Annotated in this window: 21 protein-coding genes; 8 read left to right on the top strand and 13 right to left on the bottom strand. The window is 73.3% G+C overall.

Going from position 1 to position 25,630, the window contains the following annotated elements; genetic code table 11:
• Positions 1 to 88: 88 nt before the first annotated feature.
• Positions 89 to 394, top strand: coding sequence for a ferredoxin (locus ACFVVA_RS25585; protein WP_359901185.1), 306 nt, complete (start codon positions 89 to 91; stop codon positions 392 to 394).
• A gap of 40 nt (positions 395 to 434) precedes the next feature.
• On the opposite strand, the gene ACFVVA_RS25580 is transcribed toward ACFVVA_RS25585, so the two are convergent.
• From ACFVVA_RS25580 to ACFVVA_RS25570, 3 genes are all read right to left on the bottom strand, one after another.
• A complete protein-coding gene (locus tag ACFVVA_RS25580; RefSeq protein WP_387692997.1) occupies positions 435 to 1,094 on the bottom strand; it encodes a hypothetical protein in 660 nt (219 codons plus the stop codon).
• Between the two features lie 85 nt (positions 1,095 to 1,179).
• Positions 1,180 to 2,139, bottom strand: coding sequence for a tRNA (adenine-N1)-methyltransferase (locus tag ACFVVA_RS25575; protein ID WP_359901190.1), 960 nt, complete (start codon positions 2,137 to 2,139; stop codon positions 1,180 to 1,182).
• A 60-nt stretch (positions 2,140 to 2,199) separates the two neighbouring features.
• Positions 2,200 to 3,417 (bottom strand): site-2 protease family protein, encoded by a 1,218-nt coding sequence (locus ACFVVA_RS25570; RefSeq protein ID WP_387693147.1) that lies wholly within the window; start codon positions 3,415 to 3,417, stop codon positions 2,200 to 2,202.
• A gap of 160 nt (positions 3,418 to 3,577) precedes the next feature.
• On the opposite strand from ACFVVA_RS25570, the gene ACFVVA_RS25565 reads away from it, so the two are divergent.
• Both ACFVVA_RS25565 and ACFVVA_RS25560 read left to right on the top strand, forming a co-directional pair.
• Positions 3,578 to 4,477: a RecB family exonuclease gene (locus ACFVVA_RS25565; protein WP_387692994.1), complete on the top strand. Its 900-nt coding sequence runs from the start codon at positions 3,578 to 3,580 to the stop codon at positions 4,475 to 4,477.
• On the top strand, positions 4,478 to 5,149 hold the full coding sequence (locus ACFVVA_RS25560) for a response regulator transcription factor (RefSeq protein ID WP_188299078.1): 672 nt from the start codon (positions 4,478 to 4,480) through the stop codon (positions 5,147 to 5,149).
• 97 nt (positions 5,150 to 5,246) lie between these two features.
• Here the strand turns inward: ACFVVA_RS25560 and ACFVVA_RS25555 are convergent, their stop codons facing one another.
• From ACFVVA_RS25555 to metH, 3 genes are all read right to left on the bottom strand, one after another.
• A complete protein-coding gene (locus ACFVVA_RS25555) occupies positions 5,247 to 6,773 on the bottom strand; it encodes an ABC transporter substrate-binding protein (protein WP_387692992.1) in 1,527 nt (508 codons plus the stop codon).
• Positions 6,774 to 7,072: 299 nt separating this feature from the next.
• The gene (locus ACFVVA_RS25550; RefSeq protein ID WP_359901201.1) at positions 7,073 to 7,777 is read right to left on the bottom strand and encodes an HAD family phosphatase; all 705 of its coding nucleotides are present in this window, start codon (positions 7,775 to 7,777) and stop codon (positions 7,073 to 7,075) included.
• 140 nt (positions 7,778 to 7,917) lie between these two features.
• Positions 7,918 to 11,430: a methionine synthase gene (metH, locus tag ACFVVA_RS25545; protein ID WP_387692990.1), complete on the bottom strand. Its 3,513-nt coding sequence runs from the start codon at positions 11,428 to 11,430 to the stop codon at positions 7,918 to 7,920.
• Between the two features lie 142 nt (positions 11,431 to 11,572).
• Between metH and ACFVVA_RS25540 the strand changes: the two genes are divergently transcribed.
• Both ACFVVA_RS25540 and ACFVVA_RS25535 read left to right on the top strand, forming a co-directional pair.
• Positions 11,573 to 12,667, top strand: coding sequence for a hypothetical protein (locus ACFVVA_RS25540; protein WP_387692988.1), 1,095 nt, complete (start codon positions 11,573 to 11,575; stop codon positions 12,665 to 12,667).
• A gap of 343 nt (positions 12,668 to 13,010) precedes the next feature.
• Positions 13,011 to 13,964, top strand: a complete 954-nt coding sequence (locus ACFVVA_RS25535; protein ID WP_359901210.1) for a PAC2 family protein — start codon at positions 13,011 to 13,013, stop codon at positions 13,962 to 13,964.
• A 75-nt stretch (positions 13,965 to 14,039) separates the two neighbouring features.
• Here the strand turns inward: ACFVVA_RS25535 and mshC are convergent, their stop codons facing one another.
• From mshC to ACFVVA_RS25505, 6 genes are all read right to left on the bottom strand, one after another.
• Entirely contained in the window at positions 14,040 to 15,269 is a 1,230-nt protein-coding gene (gene mshC / locus ACFVVA_RS25530; protein WP_387692985.1) for a cysteine--1-D-myo-inosityl 2-amino-2-deoxy-alpha-D-glucopyranoside ligase, read from the bottom strand.
• Between the two features lie 242 nt (positions 15,270 to 15,511).
• Complete coding sequence (locus tag ACFVVA_RS25525; protein ID WP_359901216.1) at positions 15,512 to 16,342, bottom strand: carbohydrate-binding protein; 831 nt, start codon at positions 16,340 to 16,342, stop codon at positions 15,512 to 15,514.
• 124 nt (positions 16,343 to 16,466) lie between these two features.
• A complete protein-coding gene (locus tag ACFVVA_RS25520; RefSeq protein ID WP_387692983.1) occupies positions 16,467 to 17,396 on the bottom strand; it encodes an AraC family transcriptional regulator in 930 nt (309 codons plus the stop codon).
• A gap of 143 nt (positions 17,397 to 17,539) precedes the next feature.
• Positions 17,540 to 18,337 (bottom strand): SCO1664 family protein, encoded by a 798-nt coding sequence (locus ACFVVA_RS25515; RefSeq protein ID WP_387693145.1) that lies wholly within the window; start codon positions 18,335 to 18,337, stop codon positions 17,540 to 17,542.
• 44 nt (positions 18,338 to 18,381) lie between these two features.
• Positions 18,382 to 18,951 (bottom strand): DUF3090 domain-containing protein, encoded by a 570-nt coding sequence (locus tag ACFVVA_RS25510; protein WP_387692981.1) that lies wholly within the window; start codon positions 18,949 to 18,951, stop codon positions 18,382 to 18,384.
• A gap of 196 nt (positions 18,952 to 19,147) precedes the next feature.
• Entirely contained in the window at positions 19,148 to 19,840 is a 693-nt protein-coding gene (locus tag ACFVVA_RS25505) for an MSMEG_4193 family putative phosphomutase (RefSeq protein WP_387692979.1), read from the bottom strand.
• Between the two features lie 139 nt (positions 19,841 to 19,979).
• Here ACFVVA_RS25505 and ACFVVA_RS25500 point away from each other — a divergent pair, with 139 nt between their 5' ends.
• The gene (locus tag ACFVVA_RS25500; protein ID WP_387692977.1) at positions 19,980 to 20,960 is read left to right on the top strand and encodes a magnesium and cobalt transport protein CorA; all 981 of its coding nucleotides are present in this window, start codon (positions 19,980 to 19,982) and stop codon (positions 20,958 to 20,960) included.
• Between the two features lie 75 nt (positions 20,961 to 21,035).
• Here ACFVVA_RS25500 and ACFVVA_RS25495 read toward each other — a convergent pair whose 3' ends face one another.
• Positions 21,036 to 22,082: an LLM class F420-dependent oxidoreductase gene (locus tag ACFVVA_RS25495; protein ID WP_387692975.1), complete on the bottom strand. Its 1,047-nt coding sequence runs from the start codon at positions 22,080 to 22,082 to the stop codon at positions 21,036 to 21,038.
• A 240-nt stretch (positions 22,083 to 22,322) separates the two neighbouring features.
• On the opposite strand from ACFVVA_RS25495, the gene ACFVVA_RS25490 reads away from it, so the two are divergent.
• On the top strand, positions 22,323 to 23,303 hold the full coding sequence (locus ACFVVA_RS25490) for an aldo/keto reductase (protein ID WP_359901232.1): 981 nt from the start codon (positions 22,323 to 22,325) through the stop codon (positions 23,301 to 23,303).
• A 58-nt stretch (positions 23,304 to 23,361) separates the two neighbouring features.
• Positions 23,362 to 25,599 (top strand): ATP-binding domain-containing protein, encoded by a 2,238-nt coding sequence (locus tag ACFVVA_RS25485; RefSeq protein ID WP_387692973.1) that lies wholly within the window; start codon positions 23,362 to 23,364, stop codon positions 25,597 to 25,599.
• The last annotated feature ends 31 nt before the right edge of the window (positions 25,600 to 25,630 follow it).

Genomic DNA, 25,630 nt, shown 5'->3' with positions numbered 1-25,630 from the left:
GCGACCACAAGTCGAGGTCCGATCGTTGTACGAATGGCGGGATTGCTCCAGGAATAGGGGCGACCCGGGACAGAAACGGCAGGGGACCATGTCGGTGACCGAGCAGACGGCGGCAGCGGCCGAAGAGCTGGAGGTGTGGATCGACCAGGATCTGTGCACCGGCGACGGCATCTGCGTGCAGTACGCGCCCGAGGTCTTCGAGCTCGACATCGACGGGCTGGCCTATGTGAAGGGGCCGGACGACGAGCTGCGCCAGCAGCCCGGGGAGACCGCCCCGGTGTCGCTGACGATCCTTCAGGACGTGGTGGACTCGGCGAAGGAGTGCCCCGGCGACTGCATCCACGTGCGCCGGGTCGCCGACCGGGTCGAGGTGTACGGGCCGGACGCGGAGTAGCCGGCCCGCGGATCAGCGGGTCCGCACGGCGGTCGGTCCGTCACACGGCGGAGAGCGGGGCGGCGGTCTGGGAGCGTTCCCAGCCGCCGCCCTTGCGCGTCCAGGTGAGGTCGACCGAGATGTCGGGCCGGAACCGCGGCACGTCCTCGCTCGAATACCCCTGCGCGTGGCCGGTGATGGCGCCGTCCGAACGCACCGCGATCCGGCTCACGGTGAGGTTCTCGCGCTCGGGCAGCAGCGTGGCCACCACCTCCGGGCGCCCGCCCGGGCCGAAGCCGAGCAGCAGGACGGCGTCCGGCGGGGTGCCGGTCTCGGTGGCGCAGTGCGCGGTGACCACCGTGGCGGGGCGCCCGTCGCCGAGCCGCGCGGACACGCTGAGCGCCGTCTTGACCGGGAACGGGCCACAGTCCAGCGGGAGTTGGACCTGGGACGGGTCGGGGCCCGCGCTCACCGCGAGGGACGTGGGCACGGGGTGCGCGGGTACCGGGGTGCCGGTCGCCGGGGAGGCGGCCAGCGCGGCCCCCACGACCGCGCCGCAGCCGGCCAGGGCGACGGCCCAGTGCCAGGGGGCGGTGCGCGCGTGCCCGGGCCCGGAGCGGCTCCGCGGTGTCCGCTGTCCAGCCGTCGCCGTCGTCCCGACCGCGGTCTCCACCAGGCGTCCCCTCCAGAGCTCCAGGAGCTGGTCTGCGTGCGCGAGCATCGTCCCACACCGTGATCGGCGGGATGCGAAAGGGGTGGTACGAGCGGTGTGCTCGTACCACCCCTTTCGCGGTGGGTTCCGGGGCTCAGCCCAGGTCGGGCTGCTCCGTCTCCGTGTCGCGGGCGGCCTTGCGGGCGGCGGCGCGCTCCTGGAGGGTGGGCTCGGGTGCCCCGTTGTCGTAGTCCTCGCCGTACGCGCCCTTGGCCGGGCGGCGGCGGCGCAGCGGCGGCTCCACACCGTCCGCCAGGCGGCGGGCGGTGAGCAGGAAGCCGGTGTGGCCGATCATCCGGTGGTCCGGGCGGACCGCCAGGCCCTCCAGGTGCCAGGTGCGGACCATGGTCTCCCAGGCCTGCGGCTCGGTGAAGGTGCCGTGGTCGCGCAGCGCCTCGACGGTCCTGGACATCTGCGTGGTGGTGGCCACGTAGCAGCAGATGAGGCCGCCGGGGACGAGCGCCTCGGAGGCGACGTCCAGGCACTCCCAGGGGGCCAGCATGTCGAGGATGACGCGGTCGACGTCGGTCTCGACCAGGTTGTCCTGGAGGTCGCCGACGGTGAGCTTCCACGCCGGGTGCGGGCCGCCGAAGTAGCGCTCGACGTTCCCCTGGGCGATGTCGGCGAAGTCCTGCCGGCGCTCGTAGGAGGCCAGCATGCCGTGCTCGCCGACGGCGCGCAGCAGGTACATGCTGAGCGCGCCGGACCCGACGCCGGCCTCGATCACGCGGGCACCCGCGAAGATGTCGGCCATGGCCAGGATCTGGCCGGCGTCCTTGGGGTAGATCACGGCGGCGCCGCGCGGCATGGACAGGACGTAGTCGGGGAGCAGGGGACGCAGCGCGAGGTACGGGACGTTCCCCGTGGTGCGCACGACCGTGCCCTCGGGAGCGCCGATCAGCTCGTCATGCGGGAACGCACCCTTGTGGGTGTGGAACTGGTTCCCGGCCTGGAGCGTGAACGTGTAGTGGCGACCCTTGGGATCGGTCAGCTGGACCTGGTCCCCGACCTGGAAGGGCCCGCGTCTGCGGGCGGCACCGGTCGGTTCGGACATGCCGACAATCCTAAGGGAAGCGGAGCCTCCCGCCCTACCACCATGATCGGCGGCCGTCGGTCAGCGGCCGGAGACGGCGGCGGTCAGCCGCTGCTCGATGTCGCTGAGCGAGGCGACGCCGTACACCCGGCCGTCCGCCTCGACCACCAGGTACTCCCCCGCCGGGGTGGCCTGGACGGCCCGCAGCAGGTCCTCGCCGCCGAGGTCGGCGCTCAGCCGCATCCCGGGTTCGAGGTCGCGGGCGAGCGGTCCGACGGCCACCCAGGGGCGGCGGTGCTCGGGCACCGACCGGACGGCGGCCTCGCGCACGAGGGCGATCGGCTCGCCCCGGCCGTCCACCACGATCACCGCGCCGGCCCGGGCCTCGCGGGCGCGGCGCAGCGCCTCGCCCAGCGGGGTGTCGGCGGTGACCTCGACGGCCCGCCGGGCCAGCTCGCGCAGCCGCAGGCCGGGCAGCACCTCCTTGAGCCGGGCGTTGCGCAGGCTGCCGGTGGCACCGTTCCAGATGATCGCGGCGAGCACCGCGGCCAGCAGGGCGTCCACCAGGGTGTCGGTGGTGGTGCGCTCGACCCCGCGGGCGGCGCTCAGCAGCGGCAGGCCGATCAGCACCGCGACGGCCAGCCCGCGGCCGACCCAGGCGGCGACCACCGTGCCGGTCATCGGCTTGCCGCTGATCGCCCAGACGACCGCGCGCAGCATCCGGCCGCCGTCCAGCGGCAGGCCGGGCAGCAGGTTGAAGGCGGCGACCACCAGGTTGGAGATCATCAGGCCGGTGAGCAGCACCCCGGGCACGGTGGAGAGCTCCACCGCCCGCACCCCGAGGTAGAACAGGCCGCCGAGCAGCAGCGAGAGCAGCGGGCCGACGAAGGCCAGCCAGAACTCCCGCCAGGGGCTCTCCGCCTCGTTCTCGATCTCGGAGACCCCGCCGAAGAACTGCAGCTGGATCCGCCGCACCCCGAGCTTGTAGCGCAGCGCGACCAGGGTGTGGGCGAGCTCGTGCACCAGGACGGAGGCGTAGAAGGCGACCGCGAAGAAGAACGCGACCAGGTAGCGGGCGCCGCCGAGGTCGGGCAGAACCTCGCCCAGCTGTCCGCCGAACACCCAGGTGATCAGTGCGGCGATGGCGAACCAGGACGGAGTGACGTAGACGGGCACGCCGAAGGGCCGGCCCATCAGGATGCCGCCGCGGCGCTCGGGCGGCGCCCCGGCCGGGCGCCCGTCGCCCGCCCGCGGTGGCCGGTCGGAGGGCTGCTGCCCCCTGCTGTCGCTCACCGTGATCCCTTCGGTCGTCTCCCCCGTCGTGCCCGGTACGCCCACGCTACGTGATCGCCGCCCTCCGGCGCCGCGCGGCCCTCCCCCCGGCTTCATACCCACTCCCGCGCGTCCGTGGCAGCACCGTGGCAGCGGGATGACAGGAAAGGGCAATAGGGTCGTAGCCATGCAGCACACCGAGACCAGCAGTGCCGCCGTGCGTCCGGCGGCACCCCCGACCGGGCTCTCCCCGTCCCGAGCGGGGGACTTCCTCACCTGTCCCCTGCTGTACCGACTGCGGGTGATCGACCGGCTGCCGGAGCCGCCGAGCTCGGCGGCGACCCGGGGCACGCTGGTGCACGCGGTGCTGGAGAGGCTGTTCGACAGCCCGGCGGCCGAGCGGACGCCGGAGCGGGCGCTGGGCCTGCTGCGCCCGCAGTGGGAGCGGCTGCTGGGCGAGCGCCCGGAGCTGGGCACGCTGTTCCCGGAGGACCCGGACGGCGCGGCACTCACCCGCTGGCTGGCGGACGCCGAGAAGCTGGTCGGCCAGTGGTTCCGGCTGGAGGACCCGACCCGGCTGCACCCGGTGGAGCGGGAGCTCTACGTGGAGACGGCCCTGGGTTCGGGGCTTCTGCTGCGCGGCTACATCGACCGGGTGGACGTCGCCCCGACCGGTGAGGTCCGGCTGGTGGACTACAAGACCGGCCGGGCGCCCTCGCGGGACTTCGAGGGCAAGGCGATGTTCCAGATGAAGTTCTACGCCCTGGTGGTGTGGCGCTGGAAGGGCGTGATCCCCAAGCGCCTCCAGCTGGTCTACCTCGGCGGCGGCGGGGACGTGGTCAGCTACGACCCGGACGAGGCCGACCTGCTCGCGGTGGAGCGCAAGCTCCAGGCGCTGTGGGAACGGATCGGCCACGCGGTGGCCACCGGGGACTTCCCGGCCACCCGCAACCGCCTCTGCGACTGGTGCGACCACCAGGCCAGCTGCCCGGAGTTCGGCGGCACCCCGCCGCCGTACCCGCTGCCGCTGGCGCGTACGTCGGATGAAAGCGATCCCACGGGGGATCCGATGAGCAAGGAGTCCTAGGTGACGATCCGAGTGCTGCTGGTCGACGACCAGCCGCTGCTGCGCACCGGTTTCCGGATGATCCTGGAGGCCGAGTCCGATCTCGTGGTGGTCGGCGAGGCCGGCGACGGCCAGCAGGCGCTGGACCAGGTGCGGGCGCTGCAGCCCGACGTGGTGCTGATGGACATCCGGATGCCCAGGATGGACGGCGTCGAGGCGACCCGCCGGATCGCCGGCCCGGGGCGGGACGGCCCGGCCAAGGTGCTGGTGCTGACCACCTTCGACCTGGACGAGTACGTGGTGGAGGCGCTGCGCGCGGGCGCCAGCGGCTTCCTGCTGAAGGACGTCCCGGCCGAGGAGCTGGTGCAGGCGATCCGGGTGGTCGCGGACGGCGCGGCGATGCTGGCGCCGAGCATCACCCGCCGGCTGCTGGACATGTACGCCACCAAGCTGCCCTCGGGCGACGAGGCGCCGCCGCAGGCGCTGAGCGCGCTGACCGAGCGCGAGCTGGAGGTGCTGAAGCTGGTGGCGCGCGGGCTGTCGAACGCGGAGATCGCGGCCGAGCTGTTCGTCAGCGAGACCACTGTGAAGACGCACGTGGGCCATGTGCTGACCAAGCTGCAGCTGCGCGACCGGGTCCAGGCGGCCGTGTACGCCTACGAGAGCGGGCTGGTGCGCCCGGGCGCCCTGTAGGGGCGGCGGCGGCCGTCCGCGGCTGCTGAAACGTCACGGCGGCCCGCCCGCTCCCCCGTCGGTACGGGGAAGCGGGCGGGCCGCCGTTCTGCGGGCGCTACTTGTTGGTCCGGCTGATCTCCCAGAAGCGGAAGTAGCCGGTGGTGTCGACGGTGGACTCGACGCCGGTGACGTACGAGCGGGCCGCGAAGAAGGACTTGTTCTGGTACAGCGGGATCAGCGGCACGTTGTCGGCCTCGATCTGCTGGATCTGCGCGTAGGTGGCGGCCGCGGCGCTGCGGTCGGTCTGCTTGAGGCCCTCCGGCACCAGCCTTCCGCTGATCCGCGGGTCGTCCCAACCGTGGTGGTAGGCACCGCCGTTGATCAGCAGCGGGGCGAGGTAGTTGTCCGGGTCCGGGTAGTCGGCGAACCAGCCGATGACGTACGCCTGGTACCTGCCCTCGGTCCAGCCCTTGCGGTACGAGTCCCAGTCCGGCTCCTGGGCGAGCGTCACCTGGAAGAGGCCGCCGGTCTCCAGCTGCTTCTTCAGCGTCTCGGCCTCGTTGCTGCCGGCCCGCGAACGGGACCAGGTGAGGGTGAACTTGACCGGGGTCTGGACCTTGGCGTCGGCGAGGATCTTCTTCGCCTTGTTCACGTCCTGGTCGCCGTAGCGGTCGAAGAAGACCGTGGTGTGGCCGGGCAGGCCGGCCGGGACCATGGAGTAGAGCGCCTGGACGGTGCGGGCGAAGACGTCGCGGGCCAGCGCCTTGCGGTCCATCATCTGGGCGACGGCCTGCCGGACGGCGACGTTGCTCATCAGCGGGTCCTTGGTGTTGAGGACCAGCGAACGGGTGTCGTTGCTGTCGCCCTCGGTCACCTGGAGGTCGGTCTTGCCGCCCTGCTGGTCGGAGCGGACCTGGGCGGCGGTGTTCGGCTCCAGGCTGTTGTCGGTGAGGTCGACCTCGCTCTTGTCCAGCGCGGCCTTCAGGTCCTCGGACTTGTCGAAGTACCGCACGGTGAACTTGTTGTTCCGCAGCTTGGCCTCGCCGCCGTACTTGTCGTTGGCCGACATCACGACCTTGCCCAGCTGCTTGCCGCCGTTCAGGTTCTCGACCGAGTCGATGCGGTACGGGCCGGAGCCGATCAGCTTGTCGTTGGGAACGAGCTTGTCGGCGGGGTAGACCTGGTGGTCCACGATGGCGCCGGCCGGGCTCGCCAGCTTGGCCGGCAGGGTGGCGTCGGGCGCGGAGAGGTGGAAGAGCACCTCGTTGTCGCCCTTGGCCTCGACGGACTTGATCGAGTCGAGCAGCTCGACCGGGCCGTTCGCGTCGTTGATCTTCTTGGTGCGCTCGATCGAGAAGACCACGTCCTGGGCCGTCATCGGGTGCCCGTTGGAGAACTTCAGGCCCGGCTTCAGGGTGCAGTGGTACTCGACGGCGTCGCTACCGGTGAACTCGCAGGCCTGCGCGGCGTCCGGGGAGGGCGAGCTGGCCGCCGCCTGGAACGTGAGCAGCGACTGGAAGGTGTTGCGCAGCAGCAGCCACGAGCCGGAGTCGTAGGCGGCGGCCGGGTCCAGGACACCGGTCAGCTGACTGGTGCCCATGGTGATCGACTTGCCGCCGTCCCCCTTGACCACGTCGGTCACCGATCCGCAACCCGTTACCGACACGGCGACCAGACCGGCGCAACCGAGTACTGCCAGGCGTTCAGCTGAAGTCTTCACGAGGCGCGTCCTTTTGGGTGGCACGAACTGGAGTAGCGTGCCATATCGAACACGCACGACCGATACCCGAGCAGATGACGTTTGGGACACGGCGGTTCAGGGCATCACGGCACGCCAGACGAGTTGTCAGCCAATGACCGTTTTCTCCCCCGGCGACTTCGCTCCGGGGGCCCGCCGGGCCGTTTACCGGCCAGTAGGGCGGGGTCGCAATGAGACGACAATCACACCCGCGAAGCGACCAGGGAACGCAACAGGTCGAGGTCGACCTGCTCCAGCGACGACAGCACCAGCCGCCCCGGGGCCGGCTCGATCGCCGCCACCGAGGGCACCGCGATCACCGGGCAGCCGGCCTCCTCGCCCGCCCGCACCCCCGTCGGGGTGTCCTCGATCACCACGCAGCGGGACGGCTCCGCACCCAGCCGCCGGGCCGCCTCCAGGTACGGGTCCGGGAACGGCTTGGTGCGCGGCACCTCGTCCCCACCGATGGTGAAGGCGAAGTGGTGGGCCCCCAGCGAGCGCAGCACGATGTCGATCACGTGCCGGTGCGAGGCGGACACCATGGCGGCCGGAATGCCGTGCGCGGCAAGGGTGTTGAGCAGCCGCTCGGCGCCCGGCATGAGCGGCACCCCGCCGGCCAGCAGATCGACGAAGCGCTGGTTCACCAGCACGCCGAGGTCGTCCGGCGCGATGTCCGCCCCGGTCCGGGCGACCAGGTACTCCATCACCCTGGCCATCGGGCCGCCGACCACGTGGGCGCGGTCCGCCTCGTCCAGCTCGTGGCCCAGCTCGGCGAAGAGCGAGGCCTCGGCCTGCCACCAGAAGTCCTCGGTGTCCACCAGCGTCCCGTCCATGTCCAGCAGCACCGCCTGGAGCCCGCGGTCGTCCCCGTGGTCGAGGATGCGCGTGGCGGTGGGACTGGTCGTCATGGCAGGGGTCCTTCCGGCAGGCCCGGGGCGGCCCCGGGGAAGGCACGGGCCGGCCCGCAGGTGAGCGGACCGGCCCGTTCAGGATCATCAAGGATACGCCCGCTTCGTCCGGAAAGAGCGAACGCGGTGGAAACCGGGCGTTACCGGGCGTTGAAGTACTTCGCCTCCGGGTGGTGGATCACGATCGCGTCGGTGGACTGCTCCGGGTGGAGCTGGAACTCCTCCGAGAGCACCACGCCGATCCGCTCCGGCCTCAGCAGGTCGGCGATCTTGGCCCGGTCCTCCAGCTCGGGGCAGGCCCCGTAGCCGAGCGAGAAGCGGGCGCCGCGGTACTTGAGCGCGAACATGTCCTTGACGTCCTGCGGGTCCTCGCCGGAGAAGCCCAGCTCGTAGCGGACCCGCGCGTGCCAGAACTCGGCCAGCGCCTCGGCCAGCTGCACCGAGAGGCCGTGCAGCTCCAGGTAGTCCCGGTAGGAGTTGCCGGCGAACAGCTCGTTGGCCGCCTCCGAGATCCGGTTGCCCATGGTGACCACCTGGAGGCCCACCACGTCCCGCACCCCGGACTCCTCCGGGCGGAAGAAGTCGGCCAGGCAGAGCCGGCGCCCGCGCCGCTGGCGCGGGAAGGTGAAGCGGGTGCGCTCGGTGCCGTCCTCGTGGAAGACGATCAGGTCGTCGCCCTTGGAGTTGGCCGGGTAGTAGCCGTAGACCACGGCGGCCTCCAGCCAGCCCTCGGTCTGCAGGCGGTCCAGCCAGGCCCGCAGCCGCGGCCGGCCCTCGGTCTCCACCAGCTCCTCGTAGGACGGCCCGTCGCCGGCGCGGGCGGCCTTCAGACCCCACTGCCCCTTGAACAGCGCGTCCTCGTCCAGCCAGGAGGCGTAGTCCGCGAACGGGATGCCCTTGACGATCCGGTCGCCCCAGAACGGCGGGACGGGCACGGTGTTCTCGACCGTGACGTCGGAGCGGATCTGGCCGAGGTTGACCTCGGGCTCCGGCTCCTCCACCTCGACCCGGGCGTGCCGGCGCTGCTTGAGCTCCGGCAGGGTGGCGCCGGGCACGCCGCGCTTGACCGCGATCAGCGCGTCCATCAGCCGCAGGCCCTCGAAGGCGTCCCGGGCGTAGCGGACCTCGCCCTCGTAGATCTCGTGCAGGTCCTGCTCGACGTAGGCGCGGGTCAGGGCGGCGCCGCCGAGGATCACCGGGAAGTCGGCCGCCAGCTTGCGCTGGTTCAGCTCCTCCAGGTTCTCCTTCATGATCACGGTGGACTTGACCAGCAGACCGGACATCCCGATGACGTCCGCCCGGTGCTCCTGCGCGGCGTCCAGGATCGCCGAGACCGGCTGCTTGATGCCCAGGTTGACCACGTTGTAGCCGTTGTTGGACAGGATGATGTCGACCAGGTTCTTGCCGATGTCGTGGACGTCGCCCTTGACGGTGGCCAGCACGATGGTGCCCTTGCCCTCGTCGTCGGACTTCTCCATGTGCGGCTCCAGGTGGGCCACCGCGGTCTTCATCACCTCGGCCGACTGGAGCACGAACGGCAGCTGCATCTGGCCGGAGCCGAACAGCTCGCCGACCACCTTCATGCCCGCCAGCAGGGTGCTGTTGACGATCTCCAGCGCCGGGCGCTCCGTCAGCGCCTCGTCGAGGTCGGCCTCCAGGCCGTTCCGCTCGCCGTCGATGATCCGCCGCTGGAGCCGCTCCTCCAGCGGCAGCGCGGCCAGCTCCTCCGCCTTGGAGGCCCTGACCGAGGACGAGGAGACGCCCTCGAACAGCTGCAGCAGCTTCTGGAGCGGGTCGTAGCCCTCGCTGCGGCGGTCGTACACCAGGTCGAGCGCGACCTCGCGCTGGTCCTCGGGGATCCGCGCCATCGGCAGGATCTTGGAGGCGTGCACGATCGCCGAGTCCAGGCCCGCCTCGACGCACTCGTTCAGGAAGACCGAGTTGATCACCATGCGGGCGGCCGGGCTGAGGCCGAAGGAGATGTTGGACAGGCCGAGGGTGGTCTGCACGTCCGGGTGGCGGCGCTTGAGCTCGCGGATCGCCTCGATGGTCTCGATGCCGTCGCGGCGCGACTCCTCCTGCCCGGTGCCCAGGGTGAACGCCAGGCAGTCGACCAGGATCGAGCCCTCGTCGACGCCGTACTCGCCGGTCAGCTGGGCGATCAGCCGCTCGGCGATCTCGACCTTCTTGGCGGCGGTGCGGGCCTGGCCGTCCTCGTCGATGGTCAGCGCGATCAGGCCGGCGCCGTGCTCGCGGGCCAGTGAGGCGATCCGGCCGAAGCGGGTGTCCGGGCCGTCGCCGTCCTCGTAGTTCACCGAGTTCAGCACGGCGCGCCCGCCGAGCGCCTCCAGGCCGGCCCGCAGCACCTCCGGCTCGGTGGAGTCCAGCACGATCGGCAGGGTGGAGGCGGTGGCCAGCCGGCCCGCGATCTCCTTCATGTCGGCGACGCCGTCGCGGCCGACGTAGTCGACGCAGAGGTCCAGCAGGTGGGAACCGTCCCGGATCTGGTCCCGGGCGATCTCCACGCAGGCCTGCCAGTCGCCGGCCAGCATCGACTCGCGGAACTTCTTCGAGCCGTTGGCGTTGGTGCGCTCGCCGATCGCCAGGTACGAGGTGTCCTGCCGGAACGGCACCGCCTGGTAGAGCGAGGCCGCCGAGGGCTCGGGCCGGGGGTCGCGCGGGGCGATCGGACGGCCCTGGACCCGCTCGACCACCTGGCGCAGGTGCTCGGGGGTGGTGCCGCAGCAGCCGCCGACCAGCGAGAGGCCGTACTCGCGGGTGAACACGTCGTGGGCGTCGGCCAGTTCGGCCGGGGAGAGCGGGTAGTGGGCGCCGTCCTTGCCGAGCACCGGCAGGCCCGCGTTCGGCATGCAGGACAGGCCGATCCGGGCGTTCTTGGCCAGGTAGCGCAGGTGCTCGCTCATCTCGGCCGGGCCGGTCGCGCAGTTGAGGCCGATGTAGTCCACGCCCAGCGGCTCCAGCGCGGTGAGCGCGGCGCCGATCTCCGAGCCGAGCAGCATGGTGCCGGTGGTCTCCACCGTCACCTGCACCAGCACGGGCAGGTCCAGCCCGGCCTCGGCCAGGGCCCGCTTGGATCCCAGGATCGCGGCCTTGGTCTGCAGCAGGTCCTGGCTGGTCTCGACCAGCAGCGCGTCGGCGCCGCCGGCGATCAGGCCGGCCGCGTTCCGCTGGAAGCCGTCACGCAGCGTCTCGTACGGGGCGTGGCCGAGGGTCGGCAGCTTGGTGCCGGGGCCGATCGAGCCGAGCACCCAGCGGGTGCGGCCGTCGGCGGCGGTGTGGGCGTCGGCCGCCTCGCGGGCGATCCGGGCGCCGGACTCGGACAGCTCGAAGATCCGCTCCGGGATCTCGTACTCGCCGAGCGCGCTGAAGTTGGCGCCGAAGGTGTTGGTCTCCACGCAGTCCACGCCCACCCCGAAGTAGGCCTCGTGGACGGACCGGACGATGTCCGGGCGGGTGACGTTGAGGACCTCGTTGCAGCCTTCGAGGTTCTGGAAGTCCTCCAGCGTCGGATCCTGCGCCTGGAGCATGGTGCCCATGGCACCGTCGGCGACCACCACCCGGGTGGCGAGCGCTTCGCGCAGCGCGTTCGCGCGGCTCTGCTGAGTGATGGACGGGGTGGCTGCTGTGGCCATGGGGCTTCTCCCTGGTGCGACGGCTGTCGGCTTTGCGGACCCGCTTGATCGGGCCCGCACGTCGCCAGGGTATCCGGCCCACGGGTCGGCCCGCCGTTCGTTTCGTATCCTGAGCGCTCGACCGCAAGGGGGGAGCAAGCGCGTGGCCCGATACCGGACCTCCGCGCAGCGTGCCGGTCGGGCCCTGGGGGCCCCGTTCCGCGCGCTGCGCAACCGCTGGCGGGCATGGTCCCGCTGGCGCCGGGCACTGCTGGTCCTGGCGCTGGTGGCGGCGCTGCCCCCGGCCGCGCTGGGCTCGGCGTTCGTGATGTTCCGGCTGCACTACACCGGCGAACCCGCCGCCGACGCCCGCACCCGGGGCCGGGACGCGCTCTGGCTCGGCCACGCCTGGGTGGACGGCCGCAAGACCGAGGCCGACGTGGCCGCACTGGTCCGGCAACTGGCCGGCACCGGCATCCGGGACCTCTACGTGCACACCGGCCCGCTGGAGCACGACGGCTCGCTGCCGCCCTCCGTCCACCCCCGGGGCCGCTGGTTCACCGACACCGTGCACCGGGCGCTGCCCGGCGTGCGGCTGCAGGGCTGGCTGGGTGACGAGGTCAAGCCGGAGAAGGACGCCCTGGACCTGGAGGACGGCCCCACCAGGGACCGGGTCACCGCCTCCGCCGGCCAGGTGCTGGACCTCGGCTTCGACGGCGTGCACTTCGACATGGAGCCGATCCGCCCCGGCTCGCCGGGCTGGCTGGCCCTGCTCGACCGGGTCCGGCCGGTCACTGCGGCGCGCGGCGCCAAGCTGTCGGTGGCGGCCCCGCAGATCGACCCGGTCCCGGGCCTGCACACGGCCGGCATCCTGCTCACCGACCACGGCAAGTGGTGGGACGGGGCGTACTTCACCGAGACCGCCCGCCGGGTCGACCAGATCGCGGTGATGACCTACGACACCTCGATGCCCACCGAGCCGCTGTACGGCGGCTACGTCGCCCGGCAGACCGAGCTCGCCCTGCGGGCCACCCCGGCCGACGTGGACCTGCTGATGGGCCTGCCCTTCTACTGGGACGACAAGTGGGGCCACTGGGGCGACGCCGAGACCGTCCGGGCCGCCGTCCGGGGCGTGCGACTGGGCCTGGGCCGGGAAGACCGGCAGCGGGCCAACTTCGGCGTCGCGCTGTACGTGGACTTCGCCTCGCTGCCCGAGCACTGGGCGGCGTACCGCAGCGGCTGGGTGGACGTCGGGTAGCGCGCCCGGACGGCCGTCCGGCAGGGCCGTGCGTCCCGGCCGCGTCCGGACGGCCGTCACGTTCCGTCGCGAATCGAACACCCTTCGCCCCCACCGGACACCTGACGGCCCGTCAGCCGCGGGGTCGCCGATATCCGGTGGATCGCGGCGGCCCGCTCCCCCAGACTGTCCCGGTGCCCGGCCGCGGTGCGCATCAAAGCCCGTAGGCTGGGCAGGTAGGGACCGTGGGACGAGACGTTCCACGGGAGACGAGAGGTTCGACAGTCGGCAGCCGGCCCGTCGGCGCCCAGGCAGGCCAGCCGGGGCGGCGCAGGTCCGACCGCCGACCGGAGGGAGACGCTGGGTGATCGAGCTGGAAGATGTTCCCGAGTTGATCGACCCGGTCATGGTCTGCGCCTTCGAAGGCTGGAACGACGCGGGCGACGCCGCCTCCGCCGCTCTGGCGCATCTGGACGAGACCTGGGGCGGCAAGGTGTTCGCCGCCCTGGACGCGGAGGACTACTACGACTTCCAGGTCAACCGGCCCACGGTCTGGCTGGACGGCGGCATCCGCCGGATCACCTGGCCGACCACCCGGCTCTCGGTGATCCGGGTGACGGAACCGACCACCCGGGACGTCGTGCTGATCCGCGGCATCGAGCCGAGCATGCGCTGGCGCTCGTTCTGCAACGAGCTGCTGGGCTTCGCGCACGAGCTGGGCGTCGAGCTGGTGGTGATCCTGGGCGCGCTGCTCGGCGACACCCCGCACAGCCGCCCGGTGCCGGTCAGCGGGGTCACCTCCGACCCGGAGCTGGCCCGCCGGCTGGACCTGGAGGAGAGCCGCTACGAGGGCCCCACGGGCATCGTCGGGGTGCTCCAGGAGGCCTGCACCCACGCCGGGGTGCCAGCCGTGACGCTCTGGGCGGCGGTGCCGCACTACGTCTCGCAGCCGCCGAACCCCAAGGCCACGCTGGCCCTGATCAACAAGCTGGAGGACCTGCTGGACCTGCGCATCCCGCCGGGCGAGCTCGCCGAGGACGCGCGGGCCTGGCAGCTCGGCGTGGACCAGCTGGCCGCCGAGGACAGCGAGGTGGCCGAGTACGTCCAGCAGCTGGAGGAGGCCCAGGACACCGCGGAGCTGCCGGAGGCCTCCGGCGACGCCATCGCCCGCGAGTTCGAGCGCTACCTGCGCCGTCGGGAGAACGTCGGGCCGACCGGCGAGAAGCCGGTGTCCGGGCATGCCACGGCGGAGCGGCCGGCCGATCCGGAGGCGCCGGGCGGCGCCCGGGAGAGCCAGGACGGCGCCGAGGAGGAGTAGCGGCACCGCACGCCGAAGGGGCGTCGGGACACCTGGTCCTGACGCCCCTTCGGCGTGTGTGCTGCGGGGTGCGGGTTACAGCGCGACGCCGAGCAGGGCGTCCACGGTGCGGGTCACCAGGCCGGGCGCGCCGATGTCGGTACCGCCCTCGGCCTCCTGCCGGGCCGCCCAGCGGTCGACCGCGGCCAGCGCGGCGGGCGCGTCCAGGTCGTTCGCGAGCGCCTCGCGCACCTCGGCGAGCAGCTGCCCGGCCGCCGGGCCGTCCGGGCGGGAGACCGCGGCGCGCCAGCGGGCGAGGCGCTCGACGGCCTCGTCCAGGGTGCCCTTGGTCCACTCCCAGTCCGCGCGGTAGTGGTGCGAGAGCAGCGCCAGGCGGATCGCGGCCGGGTCGACGCCCTCGCGGCGCAGCACCGAGACGAAGACCAGGTTGCCGCGGGACTTGGACATCTTGTGGCCGTCCAGGGCGACCATGCCGGCGTGCACGTACGCCTTGGCGTACGGGTGGGCGCCGGTGGCGGCCTGGGCGTGCGCGGCGCCCATCTCGTGGTGCGGGAAGGAGAGGTCGCTGCCGCCGCCCTGGATGTCGAAGGACATGCCGAGGTACTGGAGGGCGATGGCGACGCACTCGATGTGCCAGCCGGGGCGGCCGTGGCCGAGCTCGGTGTCCCAGGCGGGCTCGCCCGGGCGGGCGGCCAGCCAGAGCAGGGCGTCGAGCGGGTTGCGCTTGCCGGGGCGGTCCGGGTCGCCGCCGCGCTCGGCGAAGACCGGGCGCATGGCCTCGCGGGTGAGGCCGGAGACCTCGCCGAAGCGCGGGTCGGCGTCGACCGAGAAGTAGATGTCGCCGTCCACCCGGTAGGCGGCGCCGGAGGCCAGCAGCTTCTGGACGATCGGGACGATCCACGGGATCGACTCGACGGCGCCGATGTAGTGGGCCGGCGGGAGCATGCGCAGCGCGGTCATGTCCTCGCGGAACAGGGCCGTCTCGCGCTCGGCCAGGTCGGTCCAGTCCTGGCCGGTCTCGACCGCGCGGGCGAGCAGCGGGTCGTCGACGTCGGTGACGTTCTGGATGTACAGGACGTCGTGGCCGGCGTCCTTCCAGACGCGCTGCACCAGGTCGAACGCGTTGTAGGTGGCGGCGTGGCCCATGTGGGTCGCGTCGTAGGGGGTGATGCCGCAGACGTAGATCCGGGCGGTGCCGTCCTGCGGCACCACCTCGCGGACGGTGCCCGCAGCGGTGTCGTGGATACGGAGGGGGAGCCCCTGACCAGGCAGGTCGGGAACCTCGGAGGCGGGCCAGGCATGCATGGAAACAACTTTAACCTTGCGAACATTTGAAAGCCTAACCAGTACGAAAGATCGACTGGATTCGCTTCTTGCCATTGCCCAGCGGTTTTCCGACTGGTATTGCAAGGATCCGGTGCGGCGCGGAGCCGGCCAGGAGGCGGGGCGCGGCCAGGACCCGGCCCCGGTTCCGGACGTGGTTGAGCGCCCGGTCGGCCCTGCCGCCGACCGGGCGCCCGGCGCCCCGGGGGACGCGGTCGGAGCCGCTACGACCGCTGCCAGAGGGCCGGCACGTTCGGCGGCTCCCAACCGGCCATGGCGGTGTGCGCCTGGAGGCAGGTGTAGGAGACGCCGGAGTAGGTGACGCGGTCGCCCGCCTTGTACGCGGTGCCCGCGGCCCAGGTGCCGCTCGGCGGCGTGCTGGGCCCCCCGGTCGGGGTGACGGTGGGCGACGGGCTCGGCGTGCCGGGGGTCTGCGGAACGTCCAGCACGAAGTCGAAACTGGCCTCGCGGGTCTGGCCGTTCTGGCGGACGTTCATCAGCAGCCGGGGATCGTAGATGCTGTCCGTGCTGTTGCGCGGCTCGCCCGGGAAGTACAGCTGGGTGGTGATGATCGAGCGGCCGGGGGCCTGCAGCTTGACGTGCAGGTGCCGGGTGCGGCCCGGGTAGAGGCCGGGCACGATGGTGTCCAGCTTGTACGCCCCGTTGGCGTCGGTGAACTGGTGGCCGCGGAAGGTGTAGGTGACGTTGTCGTAGTTGCCGCCGTTGTCGGCCTGCCAGAAGTCCAGCAGCACACCGGAGATGGGCCGGCAGGCGCGGCCGAAGACGTAGCCGCTGACCACCAGGCGGGTGCCGGGGCCGTCGTTGACCATCGAGCTGCGCAGCGGGGAGTTGGGCTTGAAGTACGGACCCTCGATCTGCTCGACGGTGGGGGCGTCCCCGTCGTGGCACTCGGGGGTGAAACCGATCGGTTCGCCGCTGTCGATCCGGTCCCGGGCCAGTGCGACTCCGCCGCCGACCAGCAGCGGAGCGGCCCCTAGCGCGGCGGCGGCCTTCAGTACGGTCTTGCGGCTGATCATGCCGTCGGGCGTGGGCATGCGCCGTCTCCTTCTCGTGAGGCGGGGGGTGGGGGCGGCCCTTGCCATGGTGGGGGCATGACAAGGGCCGGACCGGTCGCCCGTCCGTGCGCGCCGGGCCGGCCACCGGTGGCCAGCAGCAAAGTTACGGGCCGTCCGGCGTGACCGCGATGGACATGATCCGGGGATCGTGGTGATTTCCGTCGACCCTGGCCCGGAACTCCCCCGGGGTCATCCCGGTCTCCCGGCGGAAGAACCGGCAGAAGTACGCCGGGTCGACGAAGCCCGCCTCCTTGGAGACCTGACGAATCGTCAAATCCGTGCAGGCGAGCAGCCGTTTGGCCTCCAGGGTCTGCTGCCGGCGGATCAGGCCGCCCGGGGTCCGGCCGGTGGCCTGCTTCACCAGGGTCTGCAAGTGCCCCGGGGAGACGCCGAGTTCCTGCGCGGTGGAGGCCACCGAGTGCCGCACCCCGCCCGGCCGGGCGATCAACCGGGTGAAGGCGGCGGCCACTTCGGCCGGGCGGCTGGGCACCGTCGGACGGTCGGCCGGGGCGCAGGCGCGCAGCGCCCGGACGATCAGGATGTGCAGGCTGGCCCGCAGCACACCCTGGTAGCCCGGCGCCCTGGTCCGGTACTCGTGCTCCATGTCGGCGAGCAGCGCGGCGATCGCCCCGGCCTGCTCACCGAGCGCGAGGGCCGGGCGGGTGGCCAGGGCCCGCAGGGCGGCGAGGTCCTGGGGGTGGCCGAGCAGGAAGTCCTCGTTGAACAGGACGACCTGGCCGGTCAGCTCCTCGGCGTCCGCCCAGTAGTGCACCTGGCCGGGCGTGATCACGCACAACTGCGGTGGCGCCAGCGGCCGGTGGACGAGGTCCAGGACGTGGGCGCCGTGGCCGCCGGTGACGTGGACGATCTCGTAGAACGAGTGCCGGTGGGGGAAGCCGGCCCGCGAGAGCGGGCCGATCGCGTCGAAACTGCCGATGGCGAAGGGGAGCAACTGGGGCAGCGGGACCTGCAACCGATGCAACGGCAGGTCCGGCGTGGTCCGGGGGGTGGGGGTGGTCCGTCGCACATCCATCGGAGCAGTGTGCGACCCGTTCCGGGCACAGGTCCAGACCATCTGCCGCCGTTCTCACGGACCGGCCCGGACCGCCGGCGCTCGCGCGGCCGGCGGCAAGGACCGGTCGGCACCCCCGGCCGCACCCCGGGCCACTCCCCCGACTACACCGGCGGCCAGGGAATCGCCGGCCAGTCCTCGGGCGGCAGCGGATGCCGGCCGGAGCCCCGGAGCCCGGCCACCCGGGCCCGGGTCGCGTCCAGTTCGGCCGCCGTCAGGTGCGGGGCGAGCCGCTCGGCGAGCTCGCCGTCCAACTGCTCGGCCAGCCGGGCCAGCACCTCCAGCGCCTCGGTGGGCAGCGGGTCCCCGGCCCAGCCCCAGAGCAGGGTGCGCAGCTTGTCCTCGGTGTTGAAGGTGACACCGTGGTCGATGCCGTACACCCGTCCGTCGGCGGCCGGAATCAGGTGCCCGCCCTTGCGGTCGGCGTTGTTGAGCACCGCGTCCAGCACGGCGAGCCGACGCAGCCGCCGGTCGTCGTGGTGCACCAGCAGGGCCGTCCGCCCGCCCTCGACCTCGGCCCGGACGATCGGCAGCCAGCCCTGCTCCGGGCCGCGCGGGTCCTGGAGCGCGAGCAGCGGCTCGGCCCCCGGGTCCGGCTCGACCCACAGCTGCACCATGCCGGGCCCGTGCGGGCCCTCGCGCAGCACGGTGGGCGGGATCAGCGCCCAGCCGGTCGCGGCGGACAGCTCGTACGCGGCGACCTCGCGGCCGGCCAGCGTGCCGTCCGGGAAGTCCCACAGCGGGCGCTCGCCGGCCACCGGCTTGTAGACGGCCTGCGCGCTCAGCGAGCCGTGCGAGACCGTGCAGTACAGCGCGGCGTTGGAGGCCTCGGTGAGGCGGCCGTGCACGGTCAGGCCGCCCTGGCGCAGCAGCGCGAGGGCGGTGGGCACGTCGGCGGCCAGCGCTGCGGCGGCCGCCGGGTCGGCCTGCGGCGGGGTGTCGGTGTTCAGCGCCGGTAGCCGTTCGCGCGCGGGCACAGGTGGCCCTCCGGGTCGAGCGGCAGGTTGCAGAACGGGCAGGGCTTGCGGCCCGCCGCGACCAGGTCCAGCGCGCGCTTGGCGAAGACCCGGGCCATCGCACCGGACAGCCGCACCCGGAGCATGTCCGGGCCGGTCTCGTCGTCGGTGAAGACCGCCTCGGCGGCGTCCTCCTCCTCCTCGTCCTCGACCAGCGCCTGGGCCTCGACCACCAGGCAGCTGTCCACGCTGTCCCAGGCCAGCGCCATGGTGCCGACCCGGAACTCCTGCTCCAGCGGGAGGTCCAGCGGGGCGGTGTCGAGCAGGTCCTTCGGCGCGGCGGCCGGGATGGCGGAGTCTCCGCCACTGCGCCGCAGCGCCTCGTCCAGGACCTCCTCGATGCGCTCGGCGAGCGCCGCGACCTGGGTCTTCTCCAGCAGCACGCTGGTGATCCGGCCCCGGGCACTGGCCTGAAGGTAGAACGCCCGGGCGCCGGGCTGGCCGACGGTGCCGGCCACGAACCGTTCGGGCTGGTCGTAGAAGTAGACCTGACGGGGCACGCTCTCGCTCCGGATCGTGTCGGTCGGCGCGGTACCGCCGGGGGCGGATCGCGGCCGGATGGACTCGTAAGTCACCCTACGACCTTCGGGCTCCGGCCGGGGAGCCGAGCCGACGGCCGCGGGCGGGGTGGCACCCGGGGAACCGACGGTGCCGCCCCGGACGGCGCCTCCCCGGACGGCCCGTCGGCGGCGTGCCTCAGACGGCGCCGCCGACCACCGCGTCACCGGTCGGGGTGGCCGCGGCCGGGTGGGGCCGGGGGGCGAGCGAGGCGAGGTCGCCGGTGTCGCCCATCCTCAGGACGAAGGGCCGCTGCGGGGTGTAGCGGATCGCGGTGACCGAACAGGGCTCGACGCTGATCCGCTGGAAGTGGTCCAGGTGCAGCCCGAGCGCGTCGGCCACCACGGCCTTGATCACGTCCCCGTGCGAGCAGGCGATCCAGACCGCGTCCTCGCCGTGCTCGGCGGCGATCCTCCGGTTCCACTCGCGCACCGCGTCCACCGTGCGGTGGCTCAGCTCGCGCAGCGACTCCCCGCCGGGGAAAGCGGCCCCGGCGGCGTGGTCCTGCACGGTGCGCCAGAGCGGCTCCTTGGCCAGCTCCGCCAGCGGGCGGCCGGTCCAGTCGCCGTAGTGGCACTCCCCCAGCCGCTCGTCCTCGGTCGGCGCGCCCAGCTCGGGCCGGACCGCCAGCAGCGGCTCCAGCGTCTGCCGGCAGCGCTCCAGCGGGCTGCTGACCGCCTGCACCAGCGGGATGCCCGCCAGTCGGCCGGCCAGCGCGGCGGCCTGCGCGCGCCCGGTGTCGTCGAGGTCCACGCCGGGGGTCCAACCGGCCAGGATTCCGGCGGTGTTCGCGGTGGAGCGGCCGTGACGGACGAGCAGCAGGGTGGGCATGGGGTCAGCCTACGGCTTCCGGGCCCGGCCGTGGACCCCGGTTCTTCCGCCCGGTCGCCTCCCGGCCACCGGGAGGCCGGAAGGCCGGGCACCACCCGGGTCCGTGCCGAACAGCCCCGCTCGGGTGACAATGGCCCGCATGATCGTCCACTGCGCCGCCTATCACGACGGCCACCGGGTCGAGGCCCCCGCGGACCTGGCCGGTGCGCTCGCCGCCGCCCGCGCGGCCGGTCCGGACGGCTTCGTCTGGATAGGCCTGTTCGAGCCCACCGCCGAGGAACTCGACCACGTCGGCAAGGAGTTCGCGCTGCACCCGCTGGCCGTCGAGGACGCCGTCAGCGCCCACCAGCGCCCCAAGGTGGAGGCCTACCAGGGCTCGCTGTTCGTCACCCTGAAGACCCTCGGCTACCACCCCGGCGGTCACGTCGTGACGGTCGGCGAGGTGATGGTCTTCCTCGGCCCGGACTTCGTGATGACCGTCCGGCACGGCGAGGACAGCCCGCTCAGCGGCCTGCGGGCCGCCCTGGAGCAGGATCCCGAGCAACTGCGCTACGGGCCCAGCTCGGTGCTGCACTCGGTCTGCGACACCGTCGTGGACGGCTACATGGAGGTGGCCACCGCGCTCCAGACCGACCTGGACGAGCTGGAGGCGGACATCTTCTCCCCCGGCCGGGTCGGCCGCGACACCGCCGGCCGGATCTACGGCTACAAGCGCCAGGTGATGTCCGTGCGCAGGGCCACCGGACCGCTGCTGGAACCGATGCTGGCCCTGGAGCGCGGCGCCCGCTTCGTCCGCCCCGAGACCGCGCCCTACCTGCGGGACGTCGCCGACCACGTGGCCCGGGTGAACGACCAGGTGGACGGCATGGACCGGCTGCTGTCCGACATCCTGAACGCCAACCTGGCGCAGGTCAGCGTCCAGCAGAACAACGACATGCGGAAGATCTCGGCCTGGGCGGCGCTGGCCGCCGTACCGACGATGATCGCGGGCATCTACGGGATGAACTTCGACCACATGCCCGAACTGCACCAGGTCTGGGGGTACCCGGCGGTGCTGGTGCTGATGGTGGTGGTCTGTCTGGTGCTGCACCGGGTGTTCAAGCGGCACGACTGGCTGTAGTGCCGCTCCCCCACCGGCCGTCCGGTTGGTCGGGCCCGTCCGGTTCGTCGGGCCCGTCCCGTCCGTGCTGTCCCGTCAGGCCAGTCCGGCGCGCTCCAGCGCCTCGACGCCGGTGCGCAGCGCCAGGATCCGCTCGTCCAGGGTGAATCCGGACGGGGCCAGGGTGAGCGTGGTGACGCCCGCCTCGGCGTAGGCCTGCATCCGGTCGGCGATCCGGGCGGTGTCGCCGATCAGCGAGGTGGCGTCGATCAGGTCGTGCGGGACGGCGGCCGCGGCACCCGCGTAGTCCCTGGCGAGGTACTTCTCCTGGATCTCGTCGGCGGCCTGCTCGTAACCCATCCGCCGGGCGAGCTGGTTGTAGAAGTTCTTCTCCTTGCTGCCCATGCCGCCGATGTAGAGCGCGGCGTACGAGCGCAGGCCGTCCACGCCGGCCTTGATGTCCTCGCCGACCGCGAGGTTCACGGTCGGGCAGAGGTCGAAGCCCTCCAGCGTCCTCCCGGACTTGGCGCGGCCGGCCGTCAGCGGGTCGACGGAGAGCGCGGCGTGCTCGGGCGAGAAGAAGATGCCGAGCCAGCCGTCGGCGATCTCACCGGTCAGCTCCAGGTTCTTCGGGCCGATCGCCGCGATGTACAGCGGGATGTGCTCGCGCACCGGGTGCACGGTGAGCTTGATCGGCTTGCCGGGGCCGCCGGGCAGCGGCAGCGTCCAGTGCGCGCCCTCGTGCACCAGGCGCTCGCGGGACATCGCCTTGCGGATGATCTCCACATACTCGCGGGTGCGGGCGAGCGGCTTGTCGAACTTCACGCCGTACCAGCCCTCGGACACCTGCGGGCCGGAGACGCCGAGGCCGAGCCGGAACCGGCCGCCGGACAGGGTGTCCAGGGTCGCGGCGGTCATCGCGGTCATGGCCGGGGTGCGGGCCGGGATCTGGAAGATGGCCGAGCCGACGTCGATCCGCTCGGTCTTCGCGGCGACGAAGCTGAGCACCGTCGCGGCGTCCGAGCCGTACGCCTCCGCCGCCCAGCAGACCGAGTAGCCGAGCCGGTCCGCCTCCTGGGCGACGGCGATGTTGTCGGCGTCCATGCCGAGCCCCCAGTAGCCGAGGTTGATCCCGAGTCGCATCTGCCGCACCTTCCAGTGGGTTGGGGTTGCCAGCGAGGGTAGCCGTGCCCGCGCCGAACATGCTACTGACGGGTAGGAGTGGGTTGGGTCACACCGGTGCTGTTGATCGTTCTGCGGGTCGGCACCTCCGCCCGCGCACCGGCCGCTACGCTCAGCCGACGTGGGGAGCGCTCTTCCCACCTGCGCGTTCACAGGGCTGCCGGGCCTCCCGGGGCCACCGGCCAGTGAAGGGCCCGTCCGATGGAAAAGCGTCACCTCGGCCGCACCGGCCTGCAGGTCTCCCGGCTCGGCCTCGGCACCATGACCTGGGGCCGCGACACCGACGAGCACGAGGCAGCGGAGCAGCTCAAGGAGTTCGTCGACGCCGGCGGCAACCTGATCGACACCGCCGACGTGTACGCGGACGGCGGCGCCGAGTACCTGATCTCCCGGCTCACCGACAGCCTGATCCCCCGCTCCGAGCTCGTCATCGCCACCAAGGCCGGCAGCGTCCCGGAGTCCGCCCGCCGCTTCGACGGCTCGCGCGGCCACCTGCTCGCCGCCCTGGACGCCTCGCTGCGCCGGCTCGGCACCGACCACGTCGACCTGTGGCAGGTGCACTCCTTCGACCCGGCGACCCCGGTCGAGGAGACGCTCAGCGCCCTCGACATCGCCGTCTCCTCCGGGCGCGCCCGCTACGTCGGGGTCTGCGACTTCAGCGGCTGGCAGCTCGCCAAGACCGCCACCTGGCAGCACGCCCACCACGGGCGGGCACCGCTGGCCGGGGCACAGCTGGAGTACTCGCTGCTGCAGCGCGGCATCGAGCGGGAGGCGCTGCCCGCCGCGCTGGACGCCGGGGTCGGGGTGCTGGCCGGCTCGCCGCTCGGGCGCGGGGTGCTCACCGGCAAGTACCGGCACGGCGTCCCGCAGGACTCGCGCGGCGCCTCGCCGTACCTGACCGGGTTCGTCCAGCCGTACCTCGGGGAGCGCTCCCGACGGATCGTGGACGCCCTCGCCACCGCCGCCGACGGGCTCGCCAGCAGCCCGCTGGCGGTCGCGCTGGCCTGGGTCCGGGACCGGCCCGGGGTGGCGAGCGCCCTGGTCGGGGCCCGGACGGTGGCCCAGCTGCAGGCGGCACTGTCGGTGGAGGCGCTTACGCTTCCGGATGAGATCCGTGGTGCGCTGGACGACATCTCGTCGCCGGTGCACCACTACCCGGACCAGGGGTGGACCGAGCTGTGACCCCCGGCCTGGGTTGTCGAGCAGAACCTGCAGTGGAGTGACCTTGGAGCGGACGACGATGACTGACACGGGGAACGGCGCTCCGGAGGTGACCGCCGGGGCCCGGTTGACCCCGGAGGCGAAGGCCGCGAAGTTCGCGGAGCTGGCCCAGCGGATCCGCGAAATGCAGCCGGAGGACGCCGCGGACCGTGCCGCACGGGCGGGCGCCGCCCGCGCGGAGGCCTCGATGGCGGACGCCCCGCCCGCGGAGGCCCCGACGGCGGAGGTCCCGGAGGCGGAAGGGTCGGAGCCCGGAGGCTCGGAGCCCGGGGAGTCGGAGCCGGCCGCTCCGGCCCCGGTCCCGGCCGCGCCCGTTCCCGTCCCGGCCGCCCCCGCTCCCGCCCCGGCCGCCCCCGCCCCGGTGGTGTCCGACCGGCAGCGCGACGAGGTGCTCCGCGCCACCGTCGAGGTGCTGACCGCCGGCGGCGCCCCGGCCGACCTGGCGACCGCCGCCGTGGCCGCGCTCGGCGAGGAGGCACCCGCACGACTGCGCAAGGACCCGTGGGCGGTGCTGGGACTGCCCGGCGTCCGGCCCGAGCACGCGGACGGCTTCGCCCGGGAGCTGCTCGGCCCCGGAGCCGGCCCCGGCGACGAGCGCCGCGCCCGCGCACTGGTGCCGTGGCTGCTGGAGCAGGCGGCGCTGCGCGGGCACTCGGCCCAGGAACTCGCCGAGGTGGCGGTCGGGCTCGACCGGCTCCGGATGCCCGAGCCGGCCACCGCGATCCAGGCCGCCGTCGAGGACGGGCGAGTGCTGTCCTTCCAGGAGGAGCTGACCGGCCCCGAGGCTCACGCGGCGGGGGGCGACGAGGAGGACGAGGCGCCGACCCGGACGCTGCTCGCCCTGGCGGGGCTGGCGATGGCCGAGGACAGCCTCGCCGAGAAGCTGCTCCAGCTGATGGCCACCTTCGTGCCGGGCGAGGACGCCGAGGAGACCGAGGACGCGGCCGAGGCTGCCGACGGGTCCGAGGACGCCGACGAATCCGGGAAGGCGGCCACCGACGCGGAGGCAGCGGCAGAGGCCACCGAGGCCACCGCCGAACAGCCCCCCGTCGCCCCCGGCCCGGCCGCCTGGGCGGCCGCCGCCGAGGCGGCGCCGTCCTCCTCCTCGACCGCCCTGATCAAGGCCGTCGCCGAGCACGCCCTGGTGCTGCACACCGGCGGCGAGGCGGCCCGCGCCGAGCCGGCCGTACTGGTCGCCGCAGCCCGCGGCCTCGGGCTGCGGGCCTGGGCCGCCACCTGGACCGACCAGGGCCGGGATTCCTTCGCCGCACTCGCCCGGGCGGAAGCCGGCGCCGAGGCCCCCGTGGTCACCCTCGCCGAGCTGCTCTCCGGTGCCGCCGGCCCCGGCCGCGCCCCGGACGGCACGCTCGCCCTGGACCTGCTGGTCGTGCTGGACGCCCCGCTGCTGGACGTCGAACTGGCCGCCACCGTCCTGGAGTCGCTGGCCGACGGCACCCGGCTGGTGCTCAGCGGGGACCCGGGCCAGCTCTGGTCGGCCGGCCCCGGCCGGTTCTTCGCCGACCTGCTGGCCGCCAAGGCCTGCCCGGCGGTCTCCTCCCGCACCCCGGACTTCGGCCCGATCGGCGAGCTGGTCTCCGGCATCGGCGTCGGCGAGCTCCAGCCGGTCGAGGCGCCGGACAAGGAGGTGGTCATCCTGACCGCCAAGGACGCCGGCGAGGCCGTCCACCGCGCCGTCCAGCTGCTCACCGACTCCATTCCGCGCGCGCTGGGCATCCCGGTCGAGCAGGTGGTGCTGCTCACCCCGGGCCACGGCGGCCCGGCCGGCACCCGCGCGCTGAACGCCGCCGCCAAGGCCCGGCTCAACCCCGGCCCCGGCCGCTTCGGCGGCTTCGACCCGGGCGACCGGGTGGTCGACTCCCCGGCTCCCGGCATCACCCGCCCGGCCCGGGTGCTGGACGGCGACGCCGCCGGTCTGCACCTGGAGTACGCGGACGGCTCGCACCGGACCGTCCCGCCGGCCGAGGCCGCCCGACTGCGGCACGGCTGGGCGCTGACCGTCCACCAGGCGCTCGGCCGGCGCTGGCCCGGCGCGGTCGTGGTGCTCCCGGAGGACGCCGCCCCGGCGCTCACCCGGCAGTGGGTCTACACCGCCTTCAGCCGCGGCGAGCGGCACCTGTCCGTGGTGCACGCGGCGGGCCCGGCCCTGGCCCAGGCCGTCGCCAAGCGCCCGGCGCAGCCGCGCACCACCCGGCTGCGGGCGGTCCTCGCCGAGAACGCCGCCGCCTCCGAGTACTGAGCGGCGTCCGGCCGGCGGCCCGCCGTGGCGG

Origin of the sequence: Kitasatospora sp. NPDC058048 (assembly GCF_042885555.1) — a bacterium.
GTDB classification, from domain to species: Bacteria; Actinomycetota; Actinomycetes; order Streptomycetales; family Streptomycetaceae; genus Kitasatospora; species Kitasatospora lactacystinica.
This window is presented reverse-complemented; position numbering and strand designations above follow the sequence as displayed.

Bases quoted from the DNA above. Each gene is read 5' to 3' on its own strand.
- ACFVVA_RS25585 (WP_359901185.1), top strand. From the start codon at position 89: ATGTCGGTGACCGAGCAGACGGCGGCAGCGGCCGAAGAGCTGGAGGTG.
- ACFVVA_RS25580 (WP_387692997.1), bottom strand. From the start codon at position 1,094: ATGCTCGCGCACGCAGACCAGCTCCTGGAGCTCTGGAGGGGACGCCTG.
- ACFVVA_RS25575 (WP_359901190.1), bottom strand. From the start codon at position 2,139: ATGTCCGAACCGACCGGTGCCGCCCGCAGACGCGGGCCCTTCCAGGTC.
- ACFVVA_RS25565 (WP_387692994.1), top strand. From the start codon at position 3,578: ATGCAGCACACCGAGACCAGCAGTGCCGCCGTGCGTCCGGCGGCACCC.
- ACFVVA_RS25550 (WP_359901201.1), bottom strand. From the start codon at position 7,777: ATGACGACCAGTCCCACCGCCACGCGCATCCTCGACCACGGGGACGAC.
- metH (WP_387692990.1), bottom strand. From the start codon at position 11,430: ATGGCCACAGCAGCCACCCCGTCCATCACTCAGCAGAGCCGCGCGAAC.
- mshC (WP_387692985.1), bottom strand. From the start codon at position 15,269: ATGCATGCCTGGCCCGCCTCCGAGGTTCCCGACCTGCCTGGTCAGGGG.
- ACFVVA_RS25525 (WP_359901216.1), bottom strand. From the start codon at position 16,342: ATGCCCACGCCCGACGGCATGATCAGCCGCAAGACCGTACTGAAGGCC.
- ACFVVA_RS25520 (WP_387692983.1), bottom strand. From the start codon at position 17,396: ATGGATGTGCGACGGACCACCCCCACCCCCCGGACCACGCCGGACCTG.
- ACFVVA_RS25505 (WP_387692979.1), bottom strand. From the start codon at position 19,840: ATGCCCACCCTGCTGCTCGTCCGTCACGGCCGCTCCACCGCGAACACC.
- ACFVVA_RS25500 (WP_387692977.1), top strand. From the start codon at position 19,980: ATGATCGTCCACTGCGCCGCCTATCACGACGGCCACCGGGTCGAGGCC.
- ACFVVA_RS25495 (WP_387692975.1), bottom strand. From the start codon at position 22,082: ATGCGACTCGGGATCAACCTCGGCTACTGGGGGCTCGGCATGGACGCC.
- ACFVVA_RS25490 (WP_359901232.1), top strand. From the start codon at position 22,323: ATGGAAAAGCGTCACCTCGGCCGCACCGGCCTGCAGGTCTCCCGGCTC.
- ACFVVA_RS25485 (WP_387692973.1), top strand. From the start codon at position 23,362: ATGACTGACACGGGGAACGGCGCTCCGGAGGTGACCGCCGGGGCCCGG.